Source organism: Stenotrophomonas sp. TWI700 (assembly GCF_039673645.1).
GTDB classification, from domain to species: Bacteria; Pseudomonadota; Gammaproteobacteria; order Xanthomonadales; family Xanthomonadaceae; genus Stenotrophomonas; species Stenotrophomonas maltophilia_AA.
Genome location: NZ_JBDJMB010000005.1, coordinates 40,218 through 60,376 on the forward strand (window position 1 = coordinate 40,218; position 20,159 = coordinate 60,376).

23 protein-coding genes are annotated in these 20,159 nt (G+C 67.3%); 10 read left to right on the plus strand and 13 right to left on the minus strand.

Features of this window, described 5'->3' with window-relative positions:
* Positions 1-17: 17 nt before the first annotated feature.
* Positions 18-1,382, plus strand: a complete 1,365-nt coding sequence (locus ABE473_RS05805; RefSeq protein WP_346488791.1) for an NAD-dependent succinate-semialdehyde dehydrogenase — start codon at positions 18-20, stop codon at positions 1,380-1,382.
* Between the two features lie 169 nt (positions 1,383-1,551).
* Here the strand turns inward: ABE473_RS05805 and ABE473_RS05810 are convergent, their stop codons facing one another.
* The 8 genes from ABE473_RS05810 to miaB all read right to left on the minus strand — a co-directional run bounded on the left by ABE473_RS05810 (position 1,552) and on the right by miaB (position 9,318).
* On the minus strand, positions 1,552-2,550 hold the full coding sequence (locus ABE473_RS05810; protein WP_346488792.1) for a magnesium and cobalt transport protein CorA: 999 nt from the start codon (positions 2,548-2,550) through the stop codon (positions 1,552-1,554).
* Between the two features lie 15 nt (positions 2,551-2,565).
* A complete protein-coding gene (locus ABE473_RS05815; RefSeq protein WP_346488793.1) occupies positions 2,566-3,819 on the minus strand; it encodes a DUF4105 domain-containing protein in 1,254 nt (417 codons plus the stop codon).
* Positions 3,820-3,827: 8 nt separating this feature from the next.
* Positions 3,828-4,709 carry a transporter associated domain-containing protein gene (locus ABE473_RS05820; protein WP_176989567.1) on the minus strand — a complete coding sequence of 294 codons (882 nt, stop codon included), beginning with the start codon at positions 4,707-4,709 and terminating at the stop codon, positions 3,828-3,830.
* A 65-nt stretch (positions 4,710-4,774) separates the two neighbouring features.
* On the minus strand, positions 4,775-5,368 hold the full coding sequence (locus ABE473_RS05825; protein ID WP_346488794.1) for a hypothetical protein: 594 nt from the start codon (positions 5,366-5,368) through the stop codon (positions 4,775-4,777).
* An 80-nt stretch (positions 5,369-5,448) separates the two neighbouring features.
* Positions 5,449-6,135: a hypothetical protein gene (locus ABE473_RS05830; protein WP_346488795.1), complete on the minus strand. Its 687-nt coding sequence runs from the start codon at positions 6,133-6,135 to the stop codon at positions 5,449-5,451.
* Between the two features lie 54 nt (positions 6,136-6,189).
* Complete coding sequence (ybeY, locus tag ABE473_RS05835; protein ID WP_346488796.1) at positions 6,190-6,675, minus strand: rRNA maturation RNase YbeY; 486 nt, start codon at positions 6,673-6,675, stop codon at positions 6,190-6,192.
* Complete coding sequence (locus tag ABE473_RS05840) at positions 6,672-7,658, minus strand: PhoH family protein (protein ID WP_346488797.1); 987 nt, start codon at positions 7,656-7,658, stop codon at positions 6,672-6,674. The genes ybeY and ABE473_RS05840 overlap by 4 nt, the downstream gene beginning before the upstream one ends.
* Before the next feature lie 328 nt (positions 7,659-7,986).
* Positions 7,987-9,318, minus strand: a complete 1,332-nt coding sequence (gene miaB / locus ABE473_RS05845; protein WP_346488798.1) for a tRNA (N6-isopentenyl adenosine(37)-C2)-methylthiotransferase MiaB — start codon at positions 9,316-9,318, stop codon at positions 7,987-7,989.
* A gap of 251 nt (positions 9,319-9,569) precedes the next feature.
* On the opposite strand from miaB, the gene ABE473_RS05850 reads away from it, so the two are divergent.
* The 6 genes from ABE473_RS05850 to ABE473_RS05875 all read left to right on the plus strand — a co-directional run bounded on the left by ABE473_RS05850 (position 9,570) and on the right by ABE473_RS05875 (position 14,707).
* The gene (locus ABE473_RS05850) at positions 9,570-10,523 is read left to right on the plus strand and encodes a lytic transglycosylase domain-containing protein (protein ID WP_346488799.1); all 954 of its coding nucleotides are present in this window, start codon (positions 9,570-9,572) and stop codon (positions 10,521-10,523) included.
* A gap of 171 nt (positions 10,524-10,694) precedes the next feature.
* Positions 10,695-11,315, plus strand: coding sequence for a ubiquinol-cytochrome c reductase iron-sulfur subunit (petA, locus tag ABE473_RS05855; RefSeq protein ID WP_176989573.1), 621 nt, complete (start codon positions 10,695-10,697; stop codon positions 11,313-11,315).
* A 2-nt stretch (positions 11,316-11,317) separates the two neighbouring features.
* Complete coding sequence (locus tag ABE473_RS05860) at positions 11,318-12,577, plus strand: cytochrome bc complex cytochrome b subunit (RefSeq protein ID WP_319208240.1); 1,260 nt, start codon at positions 11,318-11,320, stop codon at positions 12,575-12,577.
* A gap of 37 nt (positions 12,578-12,614) precedes the next feature.
* Positions 12,615-13,316, plus strand: coding sequence for a cytochrome c1 (locus ABE473_RS05865; protein WP_346488888.1), 702 nt, complete (start codon positions 12,615-12,617; stop codon positions 13,314-13,316).
* Between the two features lie 160 nt (positions 13,317-13,476).
* Positions 13,477-14,112 carry a glutathione S-transferase N-terminal domain-containing protein gene (locus ABE473_RS05870; RefSeq protein WP_019186262.1) on the plus strand — a complete coding sequence of 212 codons (636 nt, stop codon included), beginning with the start codon at positions 13,477-13,479 and terminating at the stop codon, positions 14,110-14,112.
* 151 nt (positions 14,113-14,263) lie between these two features.
* Positions 14,264-14,707 (plus strand): ClpXP protease specificity-enhancing factor, encoded by a 444-nt coding sequence (locus ABE473_RS05875; protein WP_179459302.1) that lies wholly within the window; start codon positions 14,264-14,266, stop codon positions 14,705-14,707.
* A gap of 34 nt (positions 14,708-14,741) precedes the next feature.
* On the opposite strand, the gene ABE473_RS05880 is transcribed toward ABE473_RS05875, so the two are convergent.
* The 4 genes from ABE473_RS05880 to ABE473_RS05895 all read right to left on the minus strand — a co-directional run bounded on the left by ABE473_RS05880 (position 14,742) and on the right by ABE473_RS05895 (position 17,381).
* Positions 14,742-15,098 carry a DUF3301 domain-containing protein gene (locus ABE473_RS05880; protein WP_019186192.1) on the minus strand — a complete coding sequence of 119 codons (357 nt, stop codon included), beginning with the start codon at positions 15,096-15,098 and terminating at the stop codon, positions 14,742-14,744.
* 84 nt (positions 15,099-15,182) lie between these two features.
* Positions 15,183-16,187 (minus strand): DUF2272 domain-containing protein, encoded by a 1,005-nt coding sequence (locus ABE473_RS05885; protein WP_346488800.1) that lies wholly within the window; start codon positions 16,185-16,187, stop codon positions 15,183-15,185.
* Positions 16,188-16,254: 67 nt separating this feature from the next.
* Positions 16,255-17,115 carry a carboxylating nicotinate-nucleotide diphosphorylase gene (gene nadC / locus ABE473_RS05890; protein WP_346488801.1) on the minus strand — a complete coding sequence of 287 codons (861 nt, stop codon included), beginning with the start codon at positions 17,113-17,115 and terminating at the stop codon, positions 16,255-16,257.
* Positions 17,112-17,381 carry a Trm112 family protein gene (locus ABE473_RS05895; protein WP_176989579.1) on the minus strand — a complete coding sequence of 90 codons (270 nt, stop codon included), beginning with the start codon at positions 17,379-17,381 and terminating at the stop codon, positions 17,112-17,114. Before ABE473_RS05895 ends, nadC begins: the two co-directional genes overlap by 4 nt.
* A gap of 59 nt (positions 17,382-17,440) precedes the next feature.
* On the opposite strand from ABE473_RS05895, the gene purE reads away from it, so the two are divergent.
* Positions 17,441-17,944 carry a 5-(carboxyamino)imidazole ribonucleotide mutase gene (purE, locus tag ABE473_RS05900; protein ID WP_019186188.1) on the plus strand — a complete coding sequence of 168 codons (504 nt, stop codon included), beginning with the start codon at positions 17,441-17,443 and terminating at the stop codon, positions 17,942-17,944.
* Positions 17,941-19,089 (plus strand): 5-(carboxyamino)imidazole ribonucleotide synthase, encoded by a 1,149-nt coding sequence (locus ABE473_RS05905; protein ID WP_346488802.1) that lies wholly within the window; start codon positions 17,941-17,943, stop codon positions 19,087-19,089. The genes purE and ABE473_RS05905 overlap by 4 nt, the downstream gene beginning before the upstream one ends.
* A gap of 35 nt (positions 19,090-19,124) precedes the next feature.
* Here the strand turns inward: ABE473_RS05905 and ABE473_RS05910 are convergent, their stop codons facing one another.
* A complete protein-coding gene (locus tag ABE473_RS05910; RefSeq protein WP_346488803.1) occupies positions 19,125-19,706 on the minus strand; it encodes a Fe-Mn family superoxide dismutase in 582 nt (193 codons plus the stop codon).
* 129 nt (positions 19,707-19,835) lie between these two features.
* Here ABE473_RS05910 and grxD point away from each other — a divergent pair, with 129 nt between their 5' ends.
* The gene (grxD, locus tag ABE473_RS05915; RefSeq protein ID WP_176989582.1) at positions 19,836-20,156 is read left to right on the plus strand and encodes a Grx4 family monothiol glutaredoxin; all 321 of its coding nucleotides are present in this window, start codon (positions 19,836-19,838) and stop codon (positions 20,154-20,156) included.
* The last annotated feature ends 3 nt before the right edge of the window (positions 20,157-20,159 follow it).

The window sequence follows — 20,159 nt, forward strand, 5'->3', positions numbered from 1 at the left end:
ACTTTCGGAGACCCGCGATGACCGCTGACATCATCAATCCCGCGACCGGCCAGGTCACGTATCGCCATGAACTGCTCACCGCCAAAGAGGTCGAGCAGCGCCTGGCCGCTGCCGCCGAGGCGTTCCCGGCCTGGGCAGCGCGCTCGCTGCAGGAGCGCGGGGCGATCCTGCGTGCGATCGCCGCCCAGTTGCGCCAGCGCAAGGGCGACATCCAGCAGGCGATGACCAACGAGATGGGCAAGCTCAAGGGGGAGGCGCTGGGCGAGATCGAGAAGTGCGCCGAGGCCTGCGAGTTCTACGCCGACCACGCGGCCGATTACCTCAAGCCGCAGCTGATCGATACCGAAGCCCAGCGCAGCTACGTGCGCTATGAGCCGATCGGCTGCGTGTTCGCGGTGATGCCGTGGAATTTCCCGATCTGGCAGGTGTTCCGTTTCCTCGCCCCGGCGTTCATGGCCGGCAATGTGGCCCTGCTCAAGCACGCCAGCAACGTGCCGCAGTGCGCGGACCTGATCCTGGCCGTATGTCGTGATGGAGGCCTGCCCGAGGGCGTGTTCGATGTGCTGCACATCGACAACGACCAGGCGGCCGAGGTGCTGCGCGACAAGCGGATCAAGGCGGTCACCCTGACCGGCAGCGAACGCGCCGGGCGGTCCATCGCGGCCAATGCCGGTGACCAGCTCAAGAAGTGCGTGATGGAACTGGGCGGCAGCGACGCGTTCGTGGTGCTGGCCGATGCCGATCTCGAGAAGACGGTCGCCGCCGCGGTGAAGTCACGCTTCGACAACAGCGGCCAGACCTGCATCGCGGCCAAGCGCTTCATCGTGGTCGATGCGATCGCCGATGCGTTCGTGGAAAAGTTCGTTGCCGCGGCAGGCAAGCGCGTCTACGGCGATCCGCAGGACGAGACCACCACGCTGGCGCCGATGGCACGCGCGGACCTGCGCGACGAGCTGCACAAGCAGGTGCAGGACAGCATCGCCAAGGGCGCCACGCTGCTGCTCGGCGGCGAGCCGGTGGCCGGCTCGCACGCGGGCTACCCGGCAACCATCCTGGACAACGTCACCCCCGGCATGCCGGCCTATGACGAAGAGTTGTTCGGCCCGGCGGCCGCGATCCTGCGGGTCGGCGACGAGGCCGAGGCGCTGCGCGTGGCCAATGACACCAGCTTCGGACTGGGCGGCAGCGTGTGGACCACCGACCCGGTGCGCGGCGAAGCGATTGCCCAGCAGCTGGAATGTGGTGCCGCCTTCGTCAACGCCATCGTCAAGAGCGACGTGCGCCTGCCGTTCGGCGGCAGCAAGCGCTCCGGTTTCGGCCGCGAACTGGCCGAGCACGGCATCCATGAGTTCATGAACATCAAGACGATTTACGTGGCCTGATGTATGAACCGGGTAGTGCCGGCCGCTGGCCGGCTCACGACCATGCCCCGGACGGCCGGGAGCATCAAATGAGGGTCATGCCACCCGAGGAGCCGGCCAGCGGCCGGCACTACCCACCGTCGTGGCCAATGGTCGCCACCGTAGCGACCAACGGTCGCTACCTACCCACCTACAGCCAGCGGGCGCGCTTGAACAGGCGGTACAGGCCCACGCACACCGCGCCGACGCCGATGATCATGGCGGGGTAGGCCCAGGGCTTGTCCAGTTCGGGCATGTGGGTGAAGTTCATGCCGTACCAGCTGGTGATCAGGGTCGGGGCGGCCAGCAGCGCTGCCCACGCACCCAGGCGCTTGACCGTCTCGCCCTGGGCCAGGGTCACCAGCGACAGGTTCACGCTCAGCGCGGTCCCGAGCATCTCGCGCAGGGTGTCGATCACATCGCTGATCCGCACCGCGTGGTCGTGCACGTCGCGCAGGTACAGCTTCACTTCGTCCGGCACCAGGTCGCCCTGGTAGCGCTTGATCTGCGAGAGCATGTCCTGCAGTGGCGCGACCGCCATGCGCATCTTGTTGAGCTCGCGCTTGAGTTCGTACAGGCGCACCACGGTATGGCGCTTGTAGTTGTCGGAGAAGATGTCTTTCTCCAGCAGCTCCAACGTGTCGCGGTAGCCCTGGGTGATCGGCAGGTAGTTGTCGACCACGAAATCCAGCACCGCATACAGGCAGTACGACGGCCCCATCGTGCGCAGCAGCTCCGGCTCGCGCTCGACGCGGGCGCGCGGTGCCGCGTAGGACAGCGAGGCGCCATGGCGCACCGTGACCAGGAAGCGCGGCCCGAGGAAGGCATGTGTCTCGCCGTACTGGATGCGCTCGTCGACCATCTGCGCGGTGGTCACCACCACGAACAGCGAGTTGCCGTACGCCTCCACCTTGGGCCGTTGATGGGCATTGCGCGCGTCTTCGATGGCCAGTGAGTGCAGGCCGAATTCTTCCTGCAGCTTCAGCAGTACGCTGTCCTGGGGTTCGTAGAGTCCCACCCAGACGAAGCCGTTGTCGCTGGCGATCACATCGCTGATCGCGTCCAGGCTGATGTCGTGGCGTTTGCCCTGGTCATCGTAGTGAACGCAGTTGATGACGCAGGCGGGATTTTCGGGTGTGACGGTATCCATGCCGGGCATCGTGCGTCAGCGGCCCGTGACGGGCGGGTCACGGCGGGCCAGCGCCCACGCCAGTGCCACGTGGATCGGCAGCAGCAGCACGATCCACTGCAGGTTGTACTGCGCCTGCAGCGTGAGCCAATGCAGCACCAGGCCCAGCAGCGAGAGGCCAGCGACCGCCCACAGCACGATCCGGAACCACGCACGCGGCACGCGGCCGCGCAGCAAGGTGATCGCGCCGGGCAGGAGCAGCAGGCACAGCGGCGACAGCTGCAGCAGGTTGCGGTTGGCCCAGGCGGCCTGGTGCGCGCTGAAGCCCCACAGGTAGGTCAGCAGGGCGCCGCCGATCCCGCAGAACAGCCAGAACGGCAGCGCCAGTCCGCCGAGCAGGCGGCGCCGACGGCGCAGTGCGACCACGCCCGCGGCGGCGATCAGGCCGCACAGCAGCCAGGGCCACCAGCTCCGGGGCGACTCGGCCGGTTCCGGGGCGATCCGGTGCGGCAGCAGTTCCTGCTCGGCCTGTACCAGCGGGCGACCTTCGCTGTTGCGCGCCTGGCGCAGCGCATCGGCCAAACGCATCGGCACGAACGCTTCCTGCCAGCGCGACAGCGGCTGGTCGGCGAACGGGCCCAGGCCGATATCGAAGCCCAGCCACATCCACGGCGACGGCGACGCCAGGCGCACCGATTCACTGCGGTAGGTGTTGCCGCGCGAGCGCCCGGACAGCTGCGAATGCAGCCCGCCGCCGAGCGCGCCATCGATCGCATCGCGGACCATGGTCGCGCAGTTGGCGGTGTAGTAATCGTAGTGGTAGCGCGCGTTTTCCGGCTTGGCGCGCTCGGCCAGCGAGGCGGCCAGGGCATGCGCCTGGTCAGGCGTCAGGTCGAGCCACTGCACGCTCGCGCCGCGACCGCTCTCCTGGTAGTACGACAGGTCCTGCCCGAGGGGCAGCGCGACCAGGTAATACATCATGTCGCCGCGCACGAAGTTGCCGATGAAATCGGATTCGCTCGGGTCGAAGTAACCGAAGTTGTAGGAGGTGGCGTCGCCGGTGACCGGGTCGACCACGACCAGGGCGTCATGCCCGAAGCGTTCGAAGAAGATCTCGCCCGGCTGCATGGTGACCACGCCGACGCGCGGCGCGGCGGCGGAAGCCGGGGCATCACTGACCGGCGCGGCATCCTGCGCGGCCAGCGCCCCGAAGGGCAGGCTGGCCATCGCCATCAGCGACAACACGAACAACAGGCGGCACAGCGACCACCGATTCAAAGGGGGCCGCATGGCGTGGGTCAATCCTCGTTGTGGGTGTCGGGCGGCAGTACGGTCACGTGGAACGCCTGCACGCGGCGGGCATCGGCACGCGCGACCCGGAACACGAAGCGGTCCAGGGTGAGTTCGTCGCCGGTTTCCGGCAGGTGCCCGATCGCCTCGGTGACCAGGCCACCGATGGTGTCGTAATCATCATCGGGGAACGTGGCGCCGAAACGCTCGTTGAAATCCTCGATCGCGGTCAGCGCGTCGACCACGTACTGGCCGTCGGCCTGGATCGCGATCTGCGAGGTGTGGTCTTCGGCTTCGTCGTGCTCGTCGTCGATCTCGCCGACGATCTGTTCCAGCACGTCCTCGATGGTGACCAGCCCAGCGACACCGCCGTACTCATCGACCACGATGGCCATGTGGTTGCGCGAGAGCCGGAACTCCTTGAGCAGCACGTTGAGCTTCTTGGCCTCGGGGATCAGCACCGCCGGGCGCAGCAGCTCGCGGATGTTGGCCGGCCCGTTGTCGGCGACCACGCCGCGCAGCAGGTCCTTGGCCAGCAGGATGCCGAGGATGTCGTCCTTGTTGTCGCCGTGCACCGGGAAGCGCGAATGGCCGGATTCGACCACCTGCTTCATCAGTTCAAGGAAGGGGGCTTCGACCGGCAGGGAGACCATCTGCGAGCGCGAGATCATCACGTCGCCGACGGTGAGCTCGGCCACCGCGATGGCACCTTCCATCATCCGCAGCGTGTCGGCGGCGATCAGGCCGTCTTCGTGCGCGGTGTGCAGGACCGCCACCAGCTCGTCGCGGGTGTGGGGTTCGCCGGAGAAGGCAGAGGTCAGGCGTTCGAGCCAGCTGCGCTTCTTTTCATTGTGCTCCTGGGTGGAGCTACTACTGTCGTCTTCAGACATCTCTGGAAAAAAAGGCACCCGGCGTGCCGGGCGTTGGATTTAGTCTATCAGGATGCGGGCGCCTGTCAGCGGCCTGCCGAGGGCGGATTCACGCCCGGCGCGGGGCCCGGGGCGGCGGCCGGGGCCGGGGTCTCCTCTTCCGGCGGCAGGTCCAGGCTGTAGGTACAGCCGGCCAGGGTCCTGCCGGGGTGGGACTTGACCGTGGACAGGCTCAGGATCACCGACTCGATCAGGGCCTCGCCGGTACGCGGGTCGGTGACGTCGCGGCTGACCAGCTCGCGCCCGGCCATGAACTTCTCCGGGGTATCCACACCGTCTTCCAGGGCCAGGCGCTTGGCCAGCGGGCGCGGATCGGCCAGGTCCAGGATCGCCATGATGCTGGCCCCGGCCACCGTGATGTACTCGGCGCGCTCGCCGAAGACCGTGATCGGCGCGGCCAGGCGGAATTCGGTCATGAACTGGTTGGTCTGCGGCAACGGCTGCAGGCCGTTGGCGACCGCCTTGAGCGGGTCCGCCACGACCGGGGCGACGGCATCGTAATCGCTCACGCTCTTGCGGCATTCAATCAAAGCGGGCAGGTCCAGCGGCGCCGCGTCGGCAAACGCCGGGGCAGGCAGCAGGCCGAGCAGGCCCAGGCAGGCAAATCGCAACGGGGTCATCGGAACAGGTCCATCAACAGGCGTGCACGGCACGGACGCGGCGACGATCATAACGGGGGGCGGTCCCGCATGGCAGGCCGTCAGCGACGGCGCAGCAGCCAGCGCAGGGTGGCGGTGAAGGTGACGACCGCAATCCCCGCCGCGCACAGGACCAAGGCCGAGGCGCCCAGATGGAGCACCTTTGGGCCGCTGGCGGTAAGCGTGATCAGCGTGCGGCCGAACACCAGCGCGAAGGCTGCGGCGAGGACGAACAACAGCGCCACCTGCACCGGCCGTGCGCGGAAGACCGGGGACTGTGCGGGCGGGGCACCATCGCGCCGGGCCCAGCGATACAACGTGCGCCAGCCCGTCGGTGCGGCCAGTGCCGCCGCCAGTCCCGACCAAGCCACCACGCCCAGGCCGGTGGCGCTGAGCGCGGCGTCGCCTGGGCCGGCCAGCAGGCGGGGCAGGACCAGGCCCGCCACCACGCTGGTCAGCAGGCCCACGACGAATACGCCGGCAGCCACGCCGTCCAGGCGGTCGGCCCAGTGTGCGGGCAGGGGCGCGCGCCGTTGATGTGCAGCCCACCAGCTGCGCGCCGGGGCCAGGGACAGCAGGGCGATCACCGCCGAGAGCGCCAGCATGCCCAACCGGATCGCACCGGGATCGCGGCCTGCCGGTGTCAGTGCCGGCAGACCTGGCGCGCCGAGGGCGGAATACACCACGCCGGCCAGCGACAGTGCGAGCAGCAGGGGGCCCAGTGCCGAGCGGCGGTCAGGTGACGGCATCGCGGCATACATCCTTGTAGGGCACAGGGATCAACACAGGTATCGAGGGGGCGCTCAGCGCTCGCCGGCATACGGATCGGCGATGCCCAGTTCAGCCAGGATGTCACGCTCCAGCTGTTCCATGGCATCGGCTTCCTTCTCGTCCTCATGGTCCCAGCCGAGCAGGTGCAGCACGCCGTGCACGGTGAGGTGCGCGTAATGGGCGTTGAGCGCCTTGCCCTGTTCGTCCGCTTCGCGGGCGACTACCGGGGCGCAGATCACCAGATCGCCGAGCAGGGGGAACTTGACGCCCTTGGGCAGGCCCTCCGGCAGTTCGGCCGGGAAGCTGAGCACGTTGGTGGCGTAATCCTTGCCGCGGTAATGGCGGTTAAGGGACTGGCCTTCCTTGGCGTCGACCAGGCGGATCGCCAGGTCGGCCTCGCGGATGCGGTCCTTCAGGGCCGCGGCAACCCACTTGCGGAAGCTCACCGCCGACGGCAGGCCGGCGCGGGGCAGAGCGTAGTTGATCGCGACGTCCAGTCGCACGGGACCACGGGTCATGGGGTTGCTCCGGGTTGGACCTGCTGCAGATCGCGGCGGTCGTAGGCGCCGACGATACGGGCCACCAGCGGATGCCGGACCACGTCGCGCGCTTCGAAGAAGGTGAAGCTCACGCCCTCCACGTCACGCAGCACATCGATCGCATCGCGCAGGCCCGATTTCACGTGCTTGGGCAGATCGGTCTGGGTGAGGTCGCCGGTGACCACCGCCGTGGAGCCGAAGCCCAGCCGGGTCAGGAACATCTTCATCTGCTCGACCGTGGTGTTCTGCGCTTCGTCCAGGATCACGTACGCATCGTTGAGCGTGCGCCCGCGCATGTAGGCCAGCGGCGCGATCTCGATGACGTTCTTTTCCAGCAGCTTGAGCACTTTTTCCACGCCGAGCATTTCATACAGCGCGTCGTACAGCGGGCGCAGGTACGGGTCGACCTTCTGGCTCAGGTCGCCGGGCAGGAAGCCGAGCTTCTCGCCGGCCTCCACCGCGGGGCGGACCAGGATCAGGCGCTGCACGCGCGCTTCGTTGAGCGCTTCGACCGCGCTGGCCACGGCCAGGAACGTCTTGCCGGTACCGGCCGGGCCGATGCCGAAATTGATGTCGTGTGTGGTGATCTGGTGCAGGTAGCGCGCCTGGTTGGCGCCGCGGCCGCGCACCGTGCCGCGCTTGACCTTGATCGCCACGTCCTGGGCCTCGTAGGCACGCTCGACCACATGCTCCACGTTGGCCTGGTTTAGCCGCAGGTGGATGGCATGGCTGTCGAACACCACGTCGCCGGCCTCGGCGTACAGCGCTTCGATCAGGGCCTGCGCATCGGCGACCACGGCCTTGGGGCCGGTCACGCGGAAGACGTGGCCACGGTTGGCGATTTCCACGCCGAGTTTGAGTTCCACCTGGCGGAGATGTTCGTCGAACGGGCCGGCCATGTTCGCCAGGCGTTCGTTGTCTTCCGGGGTGAGGGTGAAGTCGCGTTGTGCGAGTGCGGTCATTGCGTCCGGCGGCCGCCGGTCCAGCCGACCGGGCCGCAAGCAGGGAAAGGGAGAACAGGGTAGCGCGGGTATCGGGCGGCCGCTACTTTTCCACACCGCCTGTGCAACGCCGGTGCAGCAACCTGTGGATAGCGCTCGCCAGCCCTTGTGCGGCAAAGGGTTCGATCGGGCGGTCAAAAAAGCGTCAACGATGCGTGCGTCGTGGCCCGGTCATCCACATCCCCTGTGGGTGGGCACGGGAGAAAGGTGTGGATAAGCCGCTTCACCCCAATGCTGTCAATGGCCGCGAGCACGTGATCATTTCATGACCAGTGCGCGCGGCACGCGGCTAGTCGGCGGTCACCATCCGCGCACGCAGCGAATTGCTGTACGCCTCGGTGATCACCACATCGACGAACTGGCCAATCAGGCGTGGGTGCCCCGGGAAATTCACTGAGCGCATGTTCTCGCTCTTGCCGGTCAACTCGTTCGGGTTGCGCTTGGACGGACCTTCCACCAGCACGGTCTGCACGGTGCCGACCATCTTCTCGGAGATGGCCGCGGCCTGCTCGTTGATCCGGGCCTGCAGGCGCGACAGGCGCGCGTGCTTTTCCGCATCGGGGGTGGTGTCTTCCAGATCGGCGGCGGGGGTACCCGGCCGGCGCGAATAGATGAAGGAGAAACTCTGGTCGAAGCCCACGTCCTCGATCAGCTTCATGGTCTTTTCGAACTCGGCGTCGGTCTCGCCGGGGAAGCCGACGATGAAATCGGAGCTGATCGAGATGTCCGGGCGCACCGCGCGCAGCTTGCGGATCTTGGACTTGAACTCCAGCGCGGTGTAGCCGCGCTTCATCGCCGACAGCACGCGATCGCTGCCGGCCTGCACCGGCAGGTGCAGGAAGTTGGCCAGCTGCGGCACATCGCGGTACGCGTCGATCAGCGAGTCGCTGAACTCCAGCGGATGCGAGGTGGTGAAGCGGATCCGGCCCACGCCGTCGATCTCGGCGATGGTGCGGATCAGCAGACCCAGGTCGGCGAACTCGCCGTCGCCATACGGGCCGCGGTAGGCGTTGACGTTCTGCCCCAGCAGGTTGATTTCCAGCACGCCTTGGGCGGCCAGCTGCGCGACTTCCACCACCACGTCCTCGAACGGGCGGCTGACCTCGGTGCCACGGGTGTAGGGCACCACGCAGAACGAGCAGTATTTCGAGCAGCCTTCCATGATCGAGACGAACGCGGAGGCACCCTCGGCGCGCGGTTCGGGCAGGGCGTCGAACTTCTCGATTTCCGGGAAGCTGATGTCCACCTGCGACTTGCCCGATTCACGGCGCTGGCGGATCAGCTCCGGCAGGCGGTGCAGGGTCTGCGGGCCGAACACCAGGTCCACGTGCGGCGCGCGCTTGATGATCGCCTCGCCTTCCTGCGAGGCCACGCAGCCGCCGACCCCGATGATCACGCCGCGGCCGTTGTTCTTCAGTGCCTTCCAGTAACCGAGCTGGCTGAACACCTTCTCCTGGGCCTTCTCGCGGATCGAGCAGGTGTTCATCAACAACACATCGGCCTCGGCCGGGTCGTCGGTGAGCTCGAGTCCTTCCGAGGCGGCGAGCACGTCGGCCATCTTGGTCGAGTCGTACTCGTTCATCTGGCAACCGTGGGTCTTGATGTACAGCTTGCCGCGCACGGGTCCGGTCACCTGCGGCCTGGCGCCGGGCAGGGGGAGCAGGTCGGGGCGGGGGGCGGTGCTGGCAGGAGCAGAGGCAGGCAGGGTAGAACCGGCCGAAGTCGGCGCGGTCGAAGCTGGCGTCCCGGTCATGGCGCTTATTCCAGTCGGGTGGGCGGGCAGGCAGCCGGATGGCTGCGGTGAGCAGGCCATTGTAGCCGGGTCGGGCTCCCCCCTTGGCAATCCCCGGCGAATTGGGGACACTCCCGCTCATGAAGGGGATGTTGGGGATCGCTGCGCTGGCCTTGGCTGCGCTGACCGCTATGCCGGCCAGTGCGGGCACGCTGTACAAGTGTGTCGGCAGCGACGGCATCCCGAGCTATGTGAGCAAGCGTGTGAGCGGGGCCAGCTGCAGCGTGATCAGCAGCTACCGGCCGGACCGCAGCGCGCCTCGCCGGGCCCTGCCGCCGCCGCCCGCGCCGGGCCCGGCGGCCCCGATCGCCAGCATGACGTCGGCGCCAGCCCCCGTCCGGGCCGACAGCGTCACCTCCGCCACCGCGATCACACCCGCCCCGGCTCCGGCCACGGCCACGGTGCTGACCGCACCGTCCGCCCCGTCCGCTGCCACCGGCAAGGCGGGGAAGGTGCGCAGTGGCCAGCTTTACTCCTATATGAAGGACGGCGTGCGCCACTACACCAGCGCACGCCCGGCCGGCGTCGCCAGCCTGGGCCAGGTCCGCACCATCCACTACAGCTTCATCGAGCGCTGCTACGCCTGCGGGGCCAATCCGGCGGTCAACTTTGGCTCGGTACGGCTCAACACGACGGCCTACCAGAGCGAGATCGCCGCCGCGGCCCGCGAGTTCGGGGTGGAGGAGGCGGTGGTCCGCGCGATCATCCACGCCGAGTCGGCCTACAACCCGACCGCGCTCAGCCGTGCCGGCGCGCAGGGGCTGATGCAGCTGATGCCGCCGACCGCGCGCCGCTTCGGCGTCAGCGACTCCTTCAATGCCTCGCAGAACATCCGCGGCGGCGTGCAGTATCTGTCCTGGCTGCTCAAGCGCTTCAATGGCGATCTCACCCTGGCCGCGGCGGGCTACAACGCGGGCGAGGGCGCGGTCGACCGCCACGGTGGCGTGCCGCCCTACAGCGAGACCCAGTATTACGTGAAGCGGGTGGCCCTGTTGGCCGACCGCTATCGCGGCGCGGTGGCCAGCCATCAATAACCCATGGCGCCGGTGGTACCTGATGCCGTACTGTCGGGGTAATGTCGTTCCGTAGTACCGCGTTGTGTGGCCGACTTCGGTTCAGCTACACTCGCGGCTGATTCAATGTGGACTGGCCCCCACCGGTCTGCTGGCAGCCTCAAGCTACCTAAATCAATATCGGAGTGCCGGATGGCCAACGATGGGGTAAACGATCCAGTCAACACTGGACGTCGACGGTTTCTTTCCGCCACCACTGCGGTGGTCGGAGCGGTCGGCGTCGGATTTGCAGCGGTACCGTTCATCAAGTCCTGGAATCCCAGCGCCCGCGCCAAACTGGCCGGTGCACCGGTGATTGCCGACATCAGCGCGCTCCAGGAAGGCCAGCGACTGGTCATGGAGTGGCGTGGACAGCCGATCTGGATCGTCAAGCGTTCCAAGGCCATCCTCGAGGCGCTGCACGGACTGGACGGCCGCCTGAAGGATCCCGGCTCGGGCGAGAAAGAACAGCAGCCCGAGTACGTGCTCAAGCAGAATCCCGAATTCCGCTCGATCAAGGCCGAGGTCTCGGTGCTGGTCGGGCTGTGCACCCATCTGGGCTGCTCGCCGGAAATGGTCGCCGAGATCCGTCCCGAGCCCTACGATCCCCAATGGAAGGGCGGCTACTTCTGCCCCTGCCACAAGTCGCGCTTCGACATGTCCGGTCGTGTGTTCAAGGATGTTCCGGCACCGATCAACCTGCTGGTGCCGCCGCACCATTACCAGGACGACAACACCATCATCATCGGCGTTGATCCGCAGGGGGCGGCTTGATCATGGCCAACATCCTTTCCCGCACCGCCACCGGCGTCGCCGACTGGGTCAACGCGCGCGCACCGGGCCTCATGCCGGTCTATCGCAAGCACGTCAGCGAGTACTACGCGCCGAAGAACTTCAACATCTGGTACTACTTCGGCTCGCTGGCGCTCCTGATCCTGGTCAACCAGATCGTCACCGGCATCTTCCTGACGATGCACTACAAGACGAACGCCGCCGAAGCGTTCGCCTCCATCGAATACATCATGCGGGATGTGGAGTGGGGCTGGCTGATCCGCTACATGCACTCCACCGGTGCTTCGCTGTTCTTCATCGTGGTCTACCTGCACATGTTCCGCGGCCTGCTCTACGGCAGTTACCAGAAGCCGCGCGAACTGGTCTGGATCCTCGGCATGCTGATCTACCTGGTGCTGATGGCCGAAGCCTTCATGGGCTACGTGCTGCCGTGGGGCCAGATGTCGTTCTGGGGCGCGAAGGTGATCATCTCGCTGTTCGGCGCGATCCCGGTGATCGGCACCGGCCTGACCGAATGGATCATGGGCGACTACCTGCCCAGCGACGCCACCCTCAACCGCTTCTTCGCCCTGCACGTGATCGCACTGCCGCTGGTGCTGTTGCTGCTGGTGGTGCTGCACCTGGGCGCCCTGCATGAAGTGGGCTCCAACAACCCGGACGGCGTGGAGATCAAGAAGGGTCCGAAGGGCAACCGCTGGTCGGCCATCGCGCCCACCGACGGCATTCCCTTCCATCCGTACTACACGCTCAAGGATGCGGTCGGCGCCGGCTTCCTGCTGATCATCGCCGCCTTCATCATCTTCTTCGCCCCGGCCTTCGGTGGGCTGTTCCTCGAGCACGACAACTTCACCGAGGCCAACCGCCTGGTGACGCCCGAGCACATCAAGCCGGTCTGGTACTACACCCCGTACTACGCGATGTTGCGGGTGGTGCCCAACAAGCTCGGCGGCGTGATCGTGATGTTCTCCGCGATCGCCATCCTGTTCCTGGTGCCGTGGCTGGATCGGGCGCGGGTGAAGTCCTACCGCTACCGCGGCCTGCTCTCGCGCGGCCTGCTGGGCATGTTCGCGGTGTGCTTCGTGTGGCTGGGCGTGATCGGCTCGGGCCCGGGTACGGACGCGCACGAGACCTACATCGGCCGCGTGCTGACCTTCCTGTATTTCGCCTTCTTCATCACCATGCCGCTATGGACCAAGCTGGACAGGACCAAGCCGGTACCGGACCGGGTGACCACGCATGACTGACCACTGGATTGTCCGGCTGGCCTGCGCGGCGGCCCTGATGCTGGGTGTCGCGGCAGCCGATGCCGCCGAGGGTGCCAAGACCCTGCAGGCAGGCAATGACTTGAGCGATCGTGCCTCGCTGCAGCGCGGCGCGCAGCTCTACATGAACTACTGCTCCGGCTGCCACGCGCTGAAATACCTGCGCTACTCGCGCATGGCCGCCGATCTCGGGTTGAGCGAAGAGGAGGTCATGAACAACCTCAACTTCACCGGTACCCCGATCGGCGAACCGATTCCGGTGACGATGCCCAAGGCACAGGCCGAGAAGTGGTTCGGCAAGATGCCGCCGGACCTGAGCCTTATCTCGCGCGTGCGTGGCAGCGACTGGGTCTACACGTACCTCAAGTCGTTCTACCTCGATCCCACGCGGCCGCTGGGCTGGAACAACACCATGTTCCCGAATGCCTCCATGCCCAACCCGCTGTGGGAAATGCAGGGGCTGCAGCACGCCGTGCATGGCAAGGCCGAAGGGCCAGGGCTGGACGCACCGGTGGTCGGCCTGAAGATCGAGCAGCCAGGCAGCATGGATCCCGGCCAGTACGACCAGGCGGTGCGCGACATCACCAACTTCCTGGAGTACGCCGGTGAGCCGGCCGCCCTGAAGCGCCAGAAGCTGGGCGTCTGGGTGATCCTGTTCCTGGCGCTGCTGACCTTCCTGGCGTACCTGCTCAAGAAGGAATACTGGAAGGACGTCCACTGAGCCGCCGGACGCCGTCCTGTGTCGATCGTTCCTGCCGTGGGACGATCGACCTATTGGCTTTTGTGATGTGCGGTTGCACACTCGGGTACTGTGACGACCGTCGGCAATGGGCTGGCGGCGCCGATACGACCGGCGGTTACCGGACGTTGGAGAGCCTTTGATGGCGGCGAGCGTACGCATGCGGAACACCCTGACGCTGTTTTCCTCGAACGACGATGTCCTGTGCCATCGCGTGCGGCTGGTACTGGCGGCCAAGGGCGTCACTTATGACTCCGTGCCGGTCGACCCGCAGAACCCGCCCGAGGATCTCATCGATCTCAATCCGTACCATTCCGTGCCCACCCTGGTGGAACGCGAGCTGGTGCTGTACGCGGCGTCGGTGGTCAGCGAGTACCTGGACGAGCGCTATCCGCACCCGCCGTTGATGCCGGTCGATCCGCTCTCGCGGGCCCGCATCCGCTTGGCGATGCTGCGCATCGAACACGACTGGGTGCCGCAGGTGCAGGCCATCCAGCTGGGCAACAAGACCCAGGCCGAGGCCGGCCGCAAGCGGCTCAAGGAACTGCTGACCAGCGCGGTCCCGCTGTTCAAGGCCAGCAAGTTCTTCCTCAATCCGGAAATGAGCCTGGCCGACTGCGCGATGGCGCCGATCATCTGGCGGCTGCAGGCACTGGACGTGCCGCTGCCGAAGGATGGCAAGTCCATCGAAGACTACGGCAACCGCATTTTCCGCCACCCGGGCTTCATCCGCAGCCTGACCGACCAGGAAAAGAAGCTGCGCGACCTGCCGGTCTGATCGGCGGGACGCAGGCCGCGTGCGGCACCGGTGGACTGAACGAAATCGCGGTGCCGGTACGCGCCATGGCTGACCTGCGGGTGGGCGGGCGCGTACACTTGCATCAGGCAATCCGGATCAAGACCAGCCGAGCACGGCTCGGCTCTACCACATGACTGAAGACACTTTTCGCATGACCAGCCACCGTCCGTACCTGTTGCGGGCCCTGGTGGAATGGATCAATGACAACGACCTGACGCCGCATATCCTGGTCGACGCCGGCATGCCCGGCGTGCAGGTGCCGCAGAGTGCGGTCAAGGACGGCCGCGTCGTCCTGAACATCGCCGAGCGCGCCGTGGTGCGCCTGCATATCGACAATGACAGCGTGAGCTTCTCGGCCCGCTTCTCCGGCACCAGCTACCCGGTGCACGTGCCGATCTCGGCCGTGCTGGCCGTGTATGCCCGCGAGACGGGGCAGGGCATGGCGCTGCCGGACGATATCCCGGGCCACGAGCCGGGCCCGGATGACGAGCTGCCGCCGGACGATTCACCAACCCCGCCGGATGATGCACCGCCCAAGCCCAGCGGTCGCCCGCATCTGCGGGTCGTCAAATAAGACACACCATGGCCGCCGCAAGGCGGCCATTTCATTAAACGTCTTCAGCATCCCGGGTATCGATATCGCGTCGGATCTCACTGATCCGCGCCGCCGACGGGCCCACGAACGTGATCAGCTGATCACCGCGCAGCACCATGCGCCCGCTGTGGCGGTCCACGCCATCGTGCGAATACTCGAACTTGAAGGTGCGCTCCCAGCCCAGCCAGCCGTTGTCCTTGCGGCACACGCGCAGGCCGGTGGCGTGCACGCTCTGGTCCAGCCACTGTACGTCGGCCGCGCGGCAGGCATTGCGCCCGAGCACGCCGGCACGTTCGGCAGCGGCACGCGAAGAATTCCAGAAGGCGTAGGCGAACGCGCCCGCAATCATCAACAGGATCAAACTGGGCATCGGTGACTCGGCGCGGTCAGGGAGGACGGTCCCTCCAAGATGGCGACGAATGCGGCCAGGATCAAGCCGTGCAGGCGTCGACGATCAGGGCGTGCGGGGTGGCGGGACCGGTACGGGTTGTGGCGCCGGGATCGGCGGTGTCATCTTGCCCGGCGCTGGCATGTCGCCCGGAACGGGCGCGTCCATCGGCATCGTCGCTGGGGCGGTCGCGACCAGCTTCAGCAGTGCGGCCCAGTCCTGGCGGTTGAAGCTGCATTCCTCTTCGCGGCCCGGCGTACAGCCCAGATCCACGCCATCACCGGCACTGGCCTTCGCGGGCGGCAGCTCGACCCGGCCGCTGCGGTCCAACGACAGCTTGCGCAACGCCACGGTGTTCATCACATTGCCGCCGATCAGATACAGCGTGCGGTCGCCGCCCATGTTGGCCGCGATCACCACTTCGCAATGCGATTTCCAGTGCGTCACCGCGCCGTTGCCCAGTGACTGCACCAGGCCGCTGTAGCTCAGGGTCTCGCGCCGGTCGCGTAGGTAGCACAGCAGGTCGCCCGGCGCCGGTTTCTCCTGCGCCGGGTCGGTCATCCGGTACGGTCCGCTGTTCTGGTACGCCGCGCGGATGTAGTCGATGTGCCGCGGCGAACGCGTGAAGCCGGGGACCGAGGCGCGGGTCATCACCCAGGAAATGAAGGCGGCCGACCACGGGTTGTCCACCAGGAACGCACGGCAGTCGGTGTCGGTGTAGCGCGTGCCCGGTGGGGCCATGCAGCTCGATGCGCCGGGCTGGCTGCCCATCGGCGACAGCGTGCCGCTCTGCCGCCAGTAGCCGACCACCCGCTGCCAGGCAACCAGGCCGTTGTCGGCCAGGTGTACGTCCTCGGCTTCGGTCACGCTCAGGCTGGCCGCGCGGCCATCGCGATCGATGAAAGGGCGGTACCAGAGGCGGTGTTCGTTGCAGGCGGTCTTGACGATGTTGATCGCCAACGGGCTGAGCCCGAAGCGCGGCGGCACATCGCAGACCTCGGCGGCGGCGGCCCGTAGGGGCATGAGCGCGAGCAGGGGAGACAGGCAGGCGAGAAGCGGCAGGCAGCGCATGCGTGCAATCCAGGTGGGGGCAGACGCAGCCTCGCAGACCGCATCTGCCCATACCGTGAAAGCGGCATTACCCCTGCGGCGGCGGACCCAGTTTCAACGACAGGTCGATCGCCTGCACATGCTTGGTCAACCCGCCGATCGAGATGCAGTCCACGCCGTCTTCGGCGATCGCGCGCAGCCCGTCCAGCCCGACACTGCCGGAGACTTCCAATGGAATCCGCCCGGCCGCGATGCGCACGGCCTCGCGCCGCATGGCGGCGTCGAAATCATCGATCAGGATGCGGGTGCAGCCGACCTCCAACGCCTCGCGCAGCTGGTCCAAGTCCTCGACCTCGACCACCAGCGGCAAGGCCGGCCATTGCGCACGCGCCGCCAGCACCGCCGCGGTCAGCGAGCCGGCGGCACGGATGTGGTTTTCCTTGAGCATCACCGTGTCGAACAGGCCGAGGCGATGGTTGTCGCCGCCGCCGCAGCGCACCGCGTACTTCTGCGCCACGCGCAGGCCGGGCAGGGTCTTGCGGGTGTCCAGGATCCGCGCGCCGGTACCGGCCACCGCCGCGACGTACTGCGCGGTGGTGGTCGCCGTGCCGGACAGCGTCTGCAGGAAGTTCAACGAGGTCCGCTCGGCGCTCACCAGGCTGCGGTTGCGGCCCTGCAGGAGGGCCAGCACGGTACCGGCGGCGACGTGGTCGCCCTCGGCCACGCGCCAGTCGATCCGTACCTGCGGGTCGAGCGCCTGATGGGTCGCATCGAACCAGGGGCGGCCGGCGATCACCGCGTCCTGCTTGCACAGCAGGTAGGCGGTGTCGGGGCGGTCCGGGAGCAGGGCGGCGGTGACATCACCGCTGCCGATGTCCTCGGCCAGTGCACGGGCCACATCGGCGGCCACCAGGGCGGCCTCGGGGGCCGGCACGGGGAGGTGGCTCATTTTTCCGGGAAATCGGCGATCTGGGCGGTGGCGATGGCCTCTTCGGCCAGCAGCACCGGGATGCCGTCGTCCACGCGGAACACCTGCTTGCGGTCGCGGGTCAGCAGGGCCTCGCGCAGCGCCTGGGCCTGCGGGCTGCCATCGGCCTTGAGCACGGCACCGCTGCCGATCGCGCGGTTGAGCGCGTCCAGGCCGGTGGCGTCGAGCAGGGACAGGGGCTGGCGCGTATCGGGCGAGCACAGGAGGTCGAGCAGCTTGCGATCCATGGATTCTTCGTCTTGCGTGGAAGACGGCTAGAATACGTCTTTAAGGCAGGTGACGGCCAATGACCCTCAACCAAACCGCGCCGCTCGTCGGCATCGTCATGGGTTCCCGCTCGGATTGGGAAACCATGCAGCACGCCGCCCAGAAGCTGGATTCGCTGGGCGTTCCCTATGAAGTGAAAGTGGTCTCGGCGCACCGCACGCCGGACGTGCTGTTCACCTACGCCGAGCAGGCGGGCCAGCGTGGCCTGCGCGCGATCATCGCCGGTGCCGGCGGGGCCGCGCACCTGCCGGGCATGATCGCCGCCAAGACCGCCGTGCCGGTGCTGGGCGTGCCGGTGCAGTCCAAGGCCCTGAACGGCATGGATTCGCTGCTCTCGATCGTGCAGATGCCGGCCGGCATCCCGGTCGCCACCTTCGCCATCGGCAATGCCGGCGCCTCCAATGCGGCGCTGTTCGCGGCCGCCATGCTGGCCTCGGACCAGCCGGCGATCGGTGAGGCGCTGGAAGCCTTCCGTGCCCGCCAGACCGAAGACGTCATGGCCCACGACGATCCGCGTCAATGACCCCCAAGACCGTTGGCATCCTGGGCGGCGGCCAGCTCGCCCGCATGATGGTCCTGGCCGGTGCGCCGATGGGGCTGCGCTTCGAGCTGTTCGACCCGGCTGCCGATGCCTGTGGCGCCCAGGTGGCGCCGCTGCAGGTGGCCGCGTTCGAGGATGAAGCCGCCTTGGCCGCCTTTGCCGCCCGCGTGGACGTGGTGACCTTCGATTTCGAGAACGTGCCGGCGCAGAGCGCGACGTTCCTGGCCGAGCGCGTGCCGGTGCATCCGAATCCGGATGCGCTGGCCGTGGCCCAGGATCGGCTCAGCGAGAAGACCCTGTTCCAGTCGCTGGGCATCCCGCTGCCGCCCTTCGCCGACATCCGCAGCCGCGACGAACTGGCGGCCAGGGTCGCCGAATTCGGCACGCCCTGCATCCTCAAGACCCGCCGCCTGGGCTACGACGGCAAGGGTCAGTTCCGGATCCGCAGCACCGCCGACATCGACGCGGCCTGGGACACCCTCGGCAGCCAGGTCGAGAAGACCGGCCTGATCCTGGAAGGCTTCATCGCCTTCGATCGCGAGGTCAGCGTGGTGGCGGTACGCGGGCAGGACGGCGAGTTCCGCGCCTGGCCGATCACCGGCAACTGGCACGTCAATGGCGTGCTCTCGGCCAGCCTGGCCCCGGCACGGCTGTCGGCGGCCCAGCACGAGGGGGCCATCGGCTACGCCCGCACCCTGGCCGAGCGCCTGGACTATGTGGGCGTATTCGCGCTGGAACTGTTCTGCCGCGGCGACGAGCTGCTGGCCAACGAGATGGCGCCGCGGGTGCACAACTCCGGCCACTGGACCATCGAAGGCAGCGAGACCTCGCAGTTCGAGAACCATCTGCGCGCCGTGCTCGGCCTGCCGCTGGGCGATACGCGCATGCTCGGCCACGCCTGCATGCTCAACTGGATCGGGCAGATGCCCGACGCCGGTGCCGTGCTCGGCCAGGCCAGCGGCCATTGGCACGATTACGGGAAGCAGGCGCGGGACGGACGCAAGGTCGGCCATGCCACGCTGCGCGACGATGATGCGGCTGCGCTGGCCGGTGCATTGGAGACGGTCGGTGGGCAGCTTGATCGTGGTGAGCAGGTTGCGCCGGTGATCGAGAGCCTGCGCGGTTAGAGGCCCGGTAGTGCCGGCCGCTGGCCGGCACCGCCTCAATCGCGCAGCTGCGCGGTGACGAAATCCCAGTTCACCAGCTTCCAGAACGCCTCCAGATAGCGGGCGCGCTCATTCTGGTAATCGGTGTAATACGCGTGTTCCCACACATCGCAGGCCAGCAGCGGTGTGCTCTCGCCGGTCAATGGCGTGCCCGCGTTGCGCGTGACCTGGATCGCCAGTGCGCCGTTGGGGTGCTGCACCAGCCACACCCAGCCCGAGCCGAACAGGCCCAGCGCCGCGCGGTCGAAGGCCTCGCGCAGCCGCTTGGCGTCCCCGAAATGTCGGGTCACCCGTTCGCCGAGCCGGCCCTGCGGATCGCCACCGGCGCGCGGGTGCAGGCACTGGAAATAGAACTGGTGGTTCCAGGCCTGCGCCGCTGCATCGAACAGGCTGCCCTGGCTCTGGCGGACGATGTCCTCAAGCGGCAGCTCGGCCAGCTCCGTGCCATCGATACGTGCGTTGACCGCCTCCAGATAGGCCCGGAAGTGCCGCCCGTGATGCAGGTCCAGCGTCTCCGCCGACAGGTGGGGTTGCAGGGCGGCGCGGTCGTAGGGAAGGCGAGGCAGTTCGAGGGGCATGGGCACGAAAGATTGGGAGGGGAGAGCGCCGACAGAGTGCCCACCGCGCGAAGGGAGGGCATACAATGGCGGTCAGGGAAGTCTATCCGACCGGTGAGGCCGGGTTGTCCCATTGGAGGGAGAGTCGTTGTGGCGGTGATGCAGCAGATCCAGTCCGAAGTCGAACGTTACCCCCTCGTGTTGTTCATGAAGGGCACTCCTCAATATCCCATGTGCGGCTTTTCCAGCCGTGCCCTCCAGGCGTTGATGGCCGCCGGCGCGATCGCGCTGCGCACGGTCAACGTGCTGGAAGAGCCTGAGATCCGCGCCAACCTGCCGCGCTTCTCCAATCTGCCGACCTTCCCGCAGCTGTTCATCCACGGCGAGCTGATCGGTGGCTGCGACATCGTGCTGGAGCTGTTCGAATCGGGCGAGCTCAAGCGCATCGTCGAAGAGGCCTCCCAGCCGTGAGTG

What these genes read in the sequence shown, in the direction of transcription:
- ybeY (WP_346488796.1), bottom strand. Translation starts at nt 6,675, where the DNA reads ATGACCCGTGGTCCCGTGCGACTGGACGTCGCGATCAACTACGCTCTG.
- ABE473_RS05885 (WP_346488800.1), bottom strand. Translation starts at nt 16,187, where the DNA reads ATGCGCTGCCTGCCGCTTCTCGCCTGCCTGTCTCCCCTGCTCGCGCTC.
- ABE473_RS05860 (WP_319208240.1), top strand. Translation starts at nt 11,318, where the DNA reads ATGGCCAACATCCTTTCCCGCACCGCCACCGGCGTCGCCGACTGGGTC.
- petA (WP_176989573.1), top strand. Translation starts at nt 10,695, where the DNA reads ATGGCCAACGATGGGGTAAACGATCCAGTCAACACTGGACGTCGACGG.
- ABE473_RS05880 (WP_019186192.1), bottom strand. Translation starts at nt 15,098, where the DNA reads ATGCCCAGTTTGATCCTGTTGATGATTGCGGGCGCGTTCGCCTACGCC.
- ABE473_RS05805 (WP_346488791.1), top strand. Translation starts at nt 18, where the DNA reads ATGACCGCTGACATCATCAATCCCGCGACCGGCCAGGTCACGTATCGC.
- purE (WP_019186188.1), top strand. Translation starts at nt 17,441, where the DNA reads ATGACCCTCAACCAAACCGCGCCGCTCGTCGGCATCGTCATGGGTTCC.
- ABE473_RS05815 (WP_346488793.1), bottom strand. Translation starts at nt 3,819, where the DNA reads ATGCGGCCCCCTTTGAATCGGTGGTCGCTGTGCCGCCTGTTGTTCGTG.
- ABE473_RS05810 (WP_346488792.1), bottom strand. Translation starts at nt 2,550, where the DNA reads ATGGATACCGTCACACCCGAAAATCCCGCCTGCGTCATCAACTGCGTT.
- ABE473_RS05820 (WP_176989567.1), bottom strand. Translation starts at nt 4,709, where the DNA reads ATGTCTGAAGACGACAGTAGTAGCTCCACCCAGGAGCACAATGAAAAG.
- ABE473_RS05905 (WP_346488802.1), top strand. Translation starts at nt 17,941, where the DNA reads ATGACCCCCAAGACCGTTGGCATCCTGGGCGGCGGCCAGCTCGCCCGC.
- ABE473_RS05865 (WP_346488888.1), top strand. Translation starts at nt 12,615, where the DNA reads ATGCTGGGTGTCGCGGCAGCCGATGCCGCCGAGGGTGCCAAGACCCTG.
- ABE473_RS05910 (WP_346488803.1), bottom strand. Translation starts at nt 19,706, where the DNA reads ATGCCCCTCGAACTGCCTCGCCTTCCCTACGACCGCGCCGCCCTGCAA.
- ABE473_RS05870 (WP_019186262.1), top strand. Translation starts at nt 13,477, where the DNA reads ATGGCGGCGAGCGTACGCATGCGGAACACCCTGACGCTGTTTTCCTCG.
- ABE473_RS05875 (WP_179459302.1), top strand. Translation starts at nt 14,264, where the DNA reads ATGACTGAAGACACTTTTCGCATGACCAGCCACCGTCCGTACCTGTTG.
- ABE473_RS05825 (WP_346488794.1), bottom strand. Translation starts at nt 5,368, where the DNA reads ATGACCCCGTTGCGATTTGCCTGCCTGGGCCTGCTCGGCCTGCTGCCT.
- nadC (WP_346488801.1), bottom strand. Translation starts at nt 17,115, where the DNA reads ATGAGCCACCTCCCCGTGCCGGCCCCCGAGGCCGCCCTGGTGGCCGCC.
- ABE473_RS05840 (WP_346488797.1), bottom strand. Translation starts at nt 7,658, where the DNA reads ATGACCGCACTCGCACAACGCGACTTCACCCTCACCCCGGAAGACAAC.
- ABE473_RS05895 (WP_176989579.1), bottom strand. Translation starts at nt 17,381, where the DNA reads ATGGATCGCAAGCTGCTCGACCTCCTGTGCTCGCCCGATACGCGCCAG.
- ABE473_RS05850 (WP_346488799.1), top strand. Translation starts at nt 9,570, where the DNA reads ATGAAGGGGATGTTGGGGATCGCTGCGCTGGCCTTGGCTGCGCTGACC.
- ABE473_RS05830 (WP_346488795.1), bottom strand. Translation starts at nt 6,135, where the DNA reads ATGCCGTCACCTGACCGCCGCTCGGCACTGGGCCCCCTGCTGCTCGCA.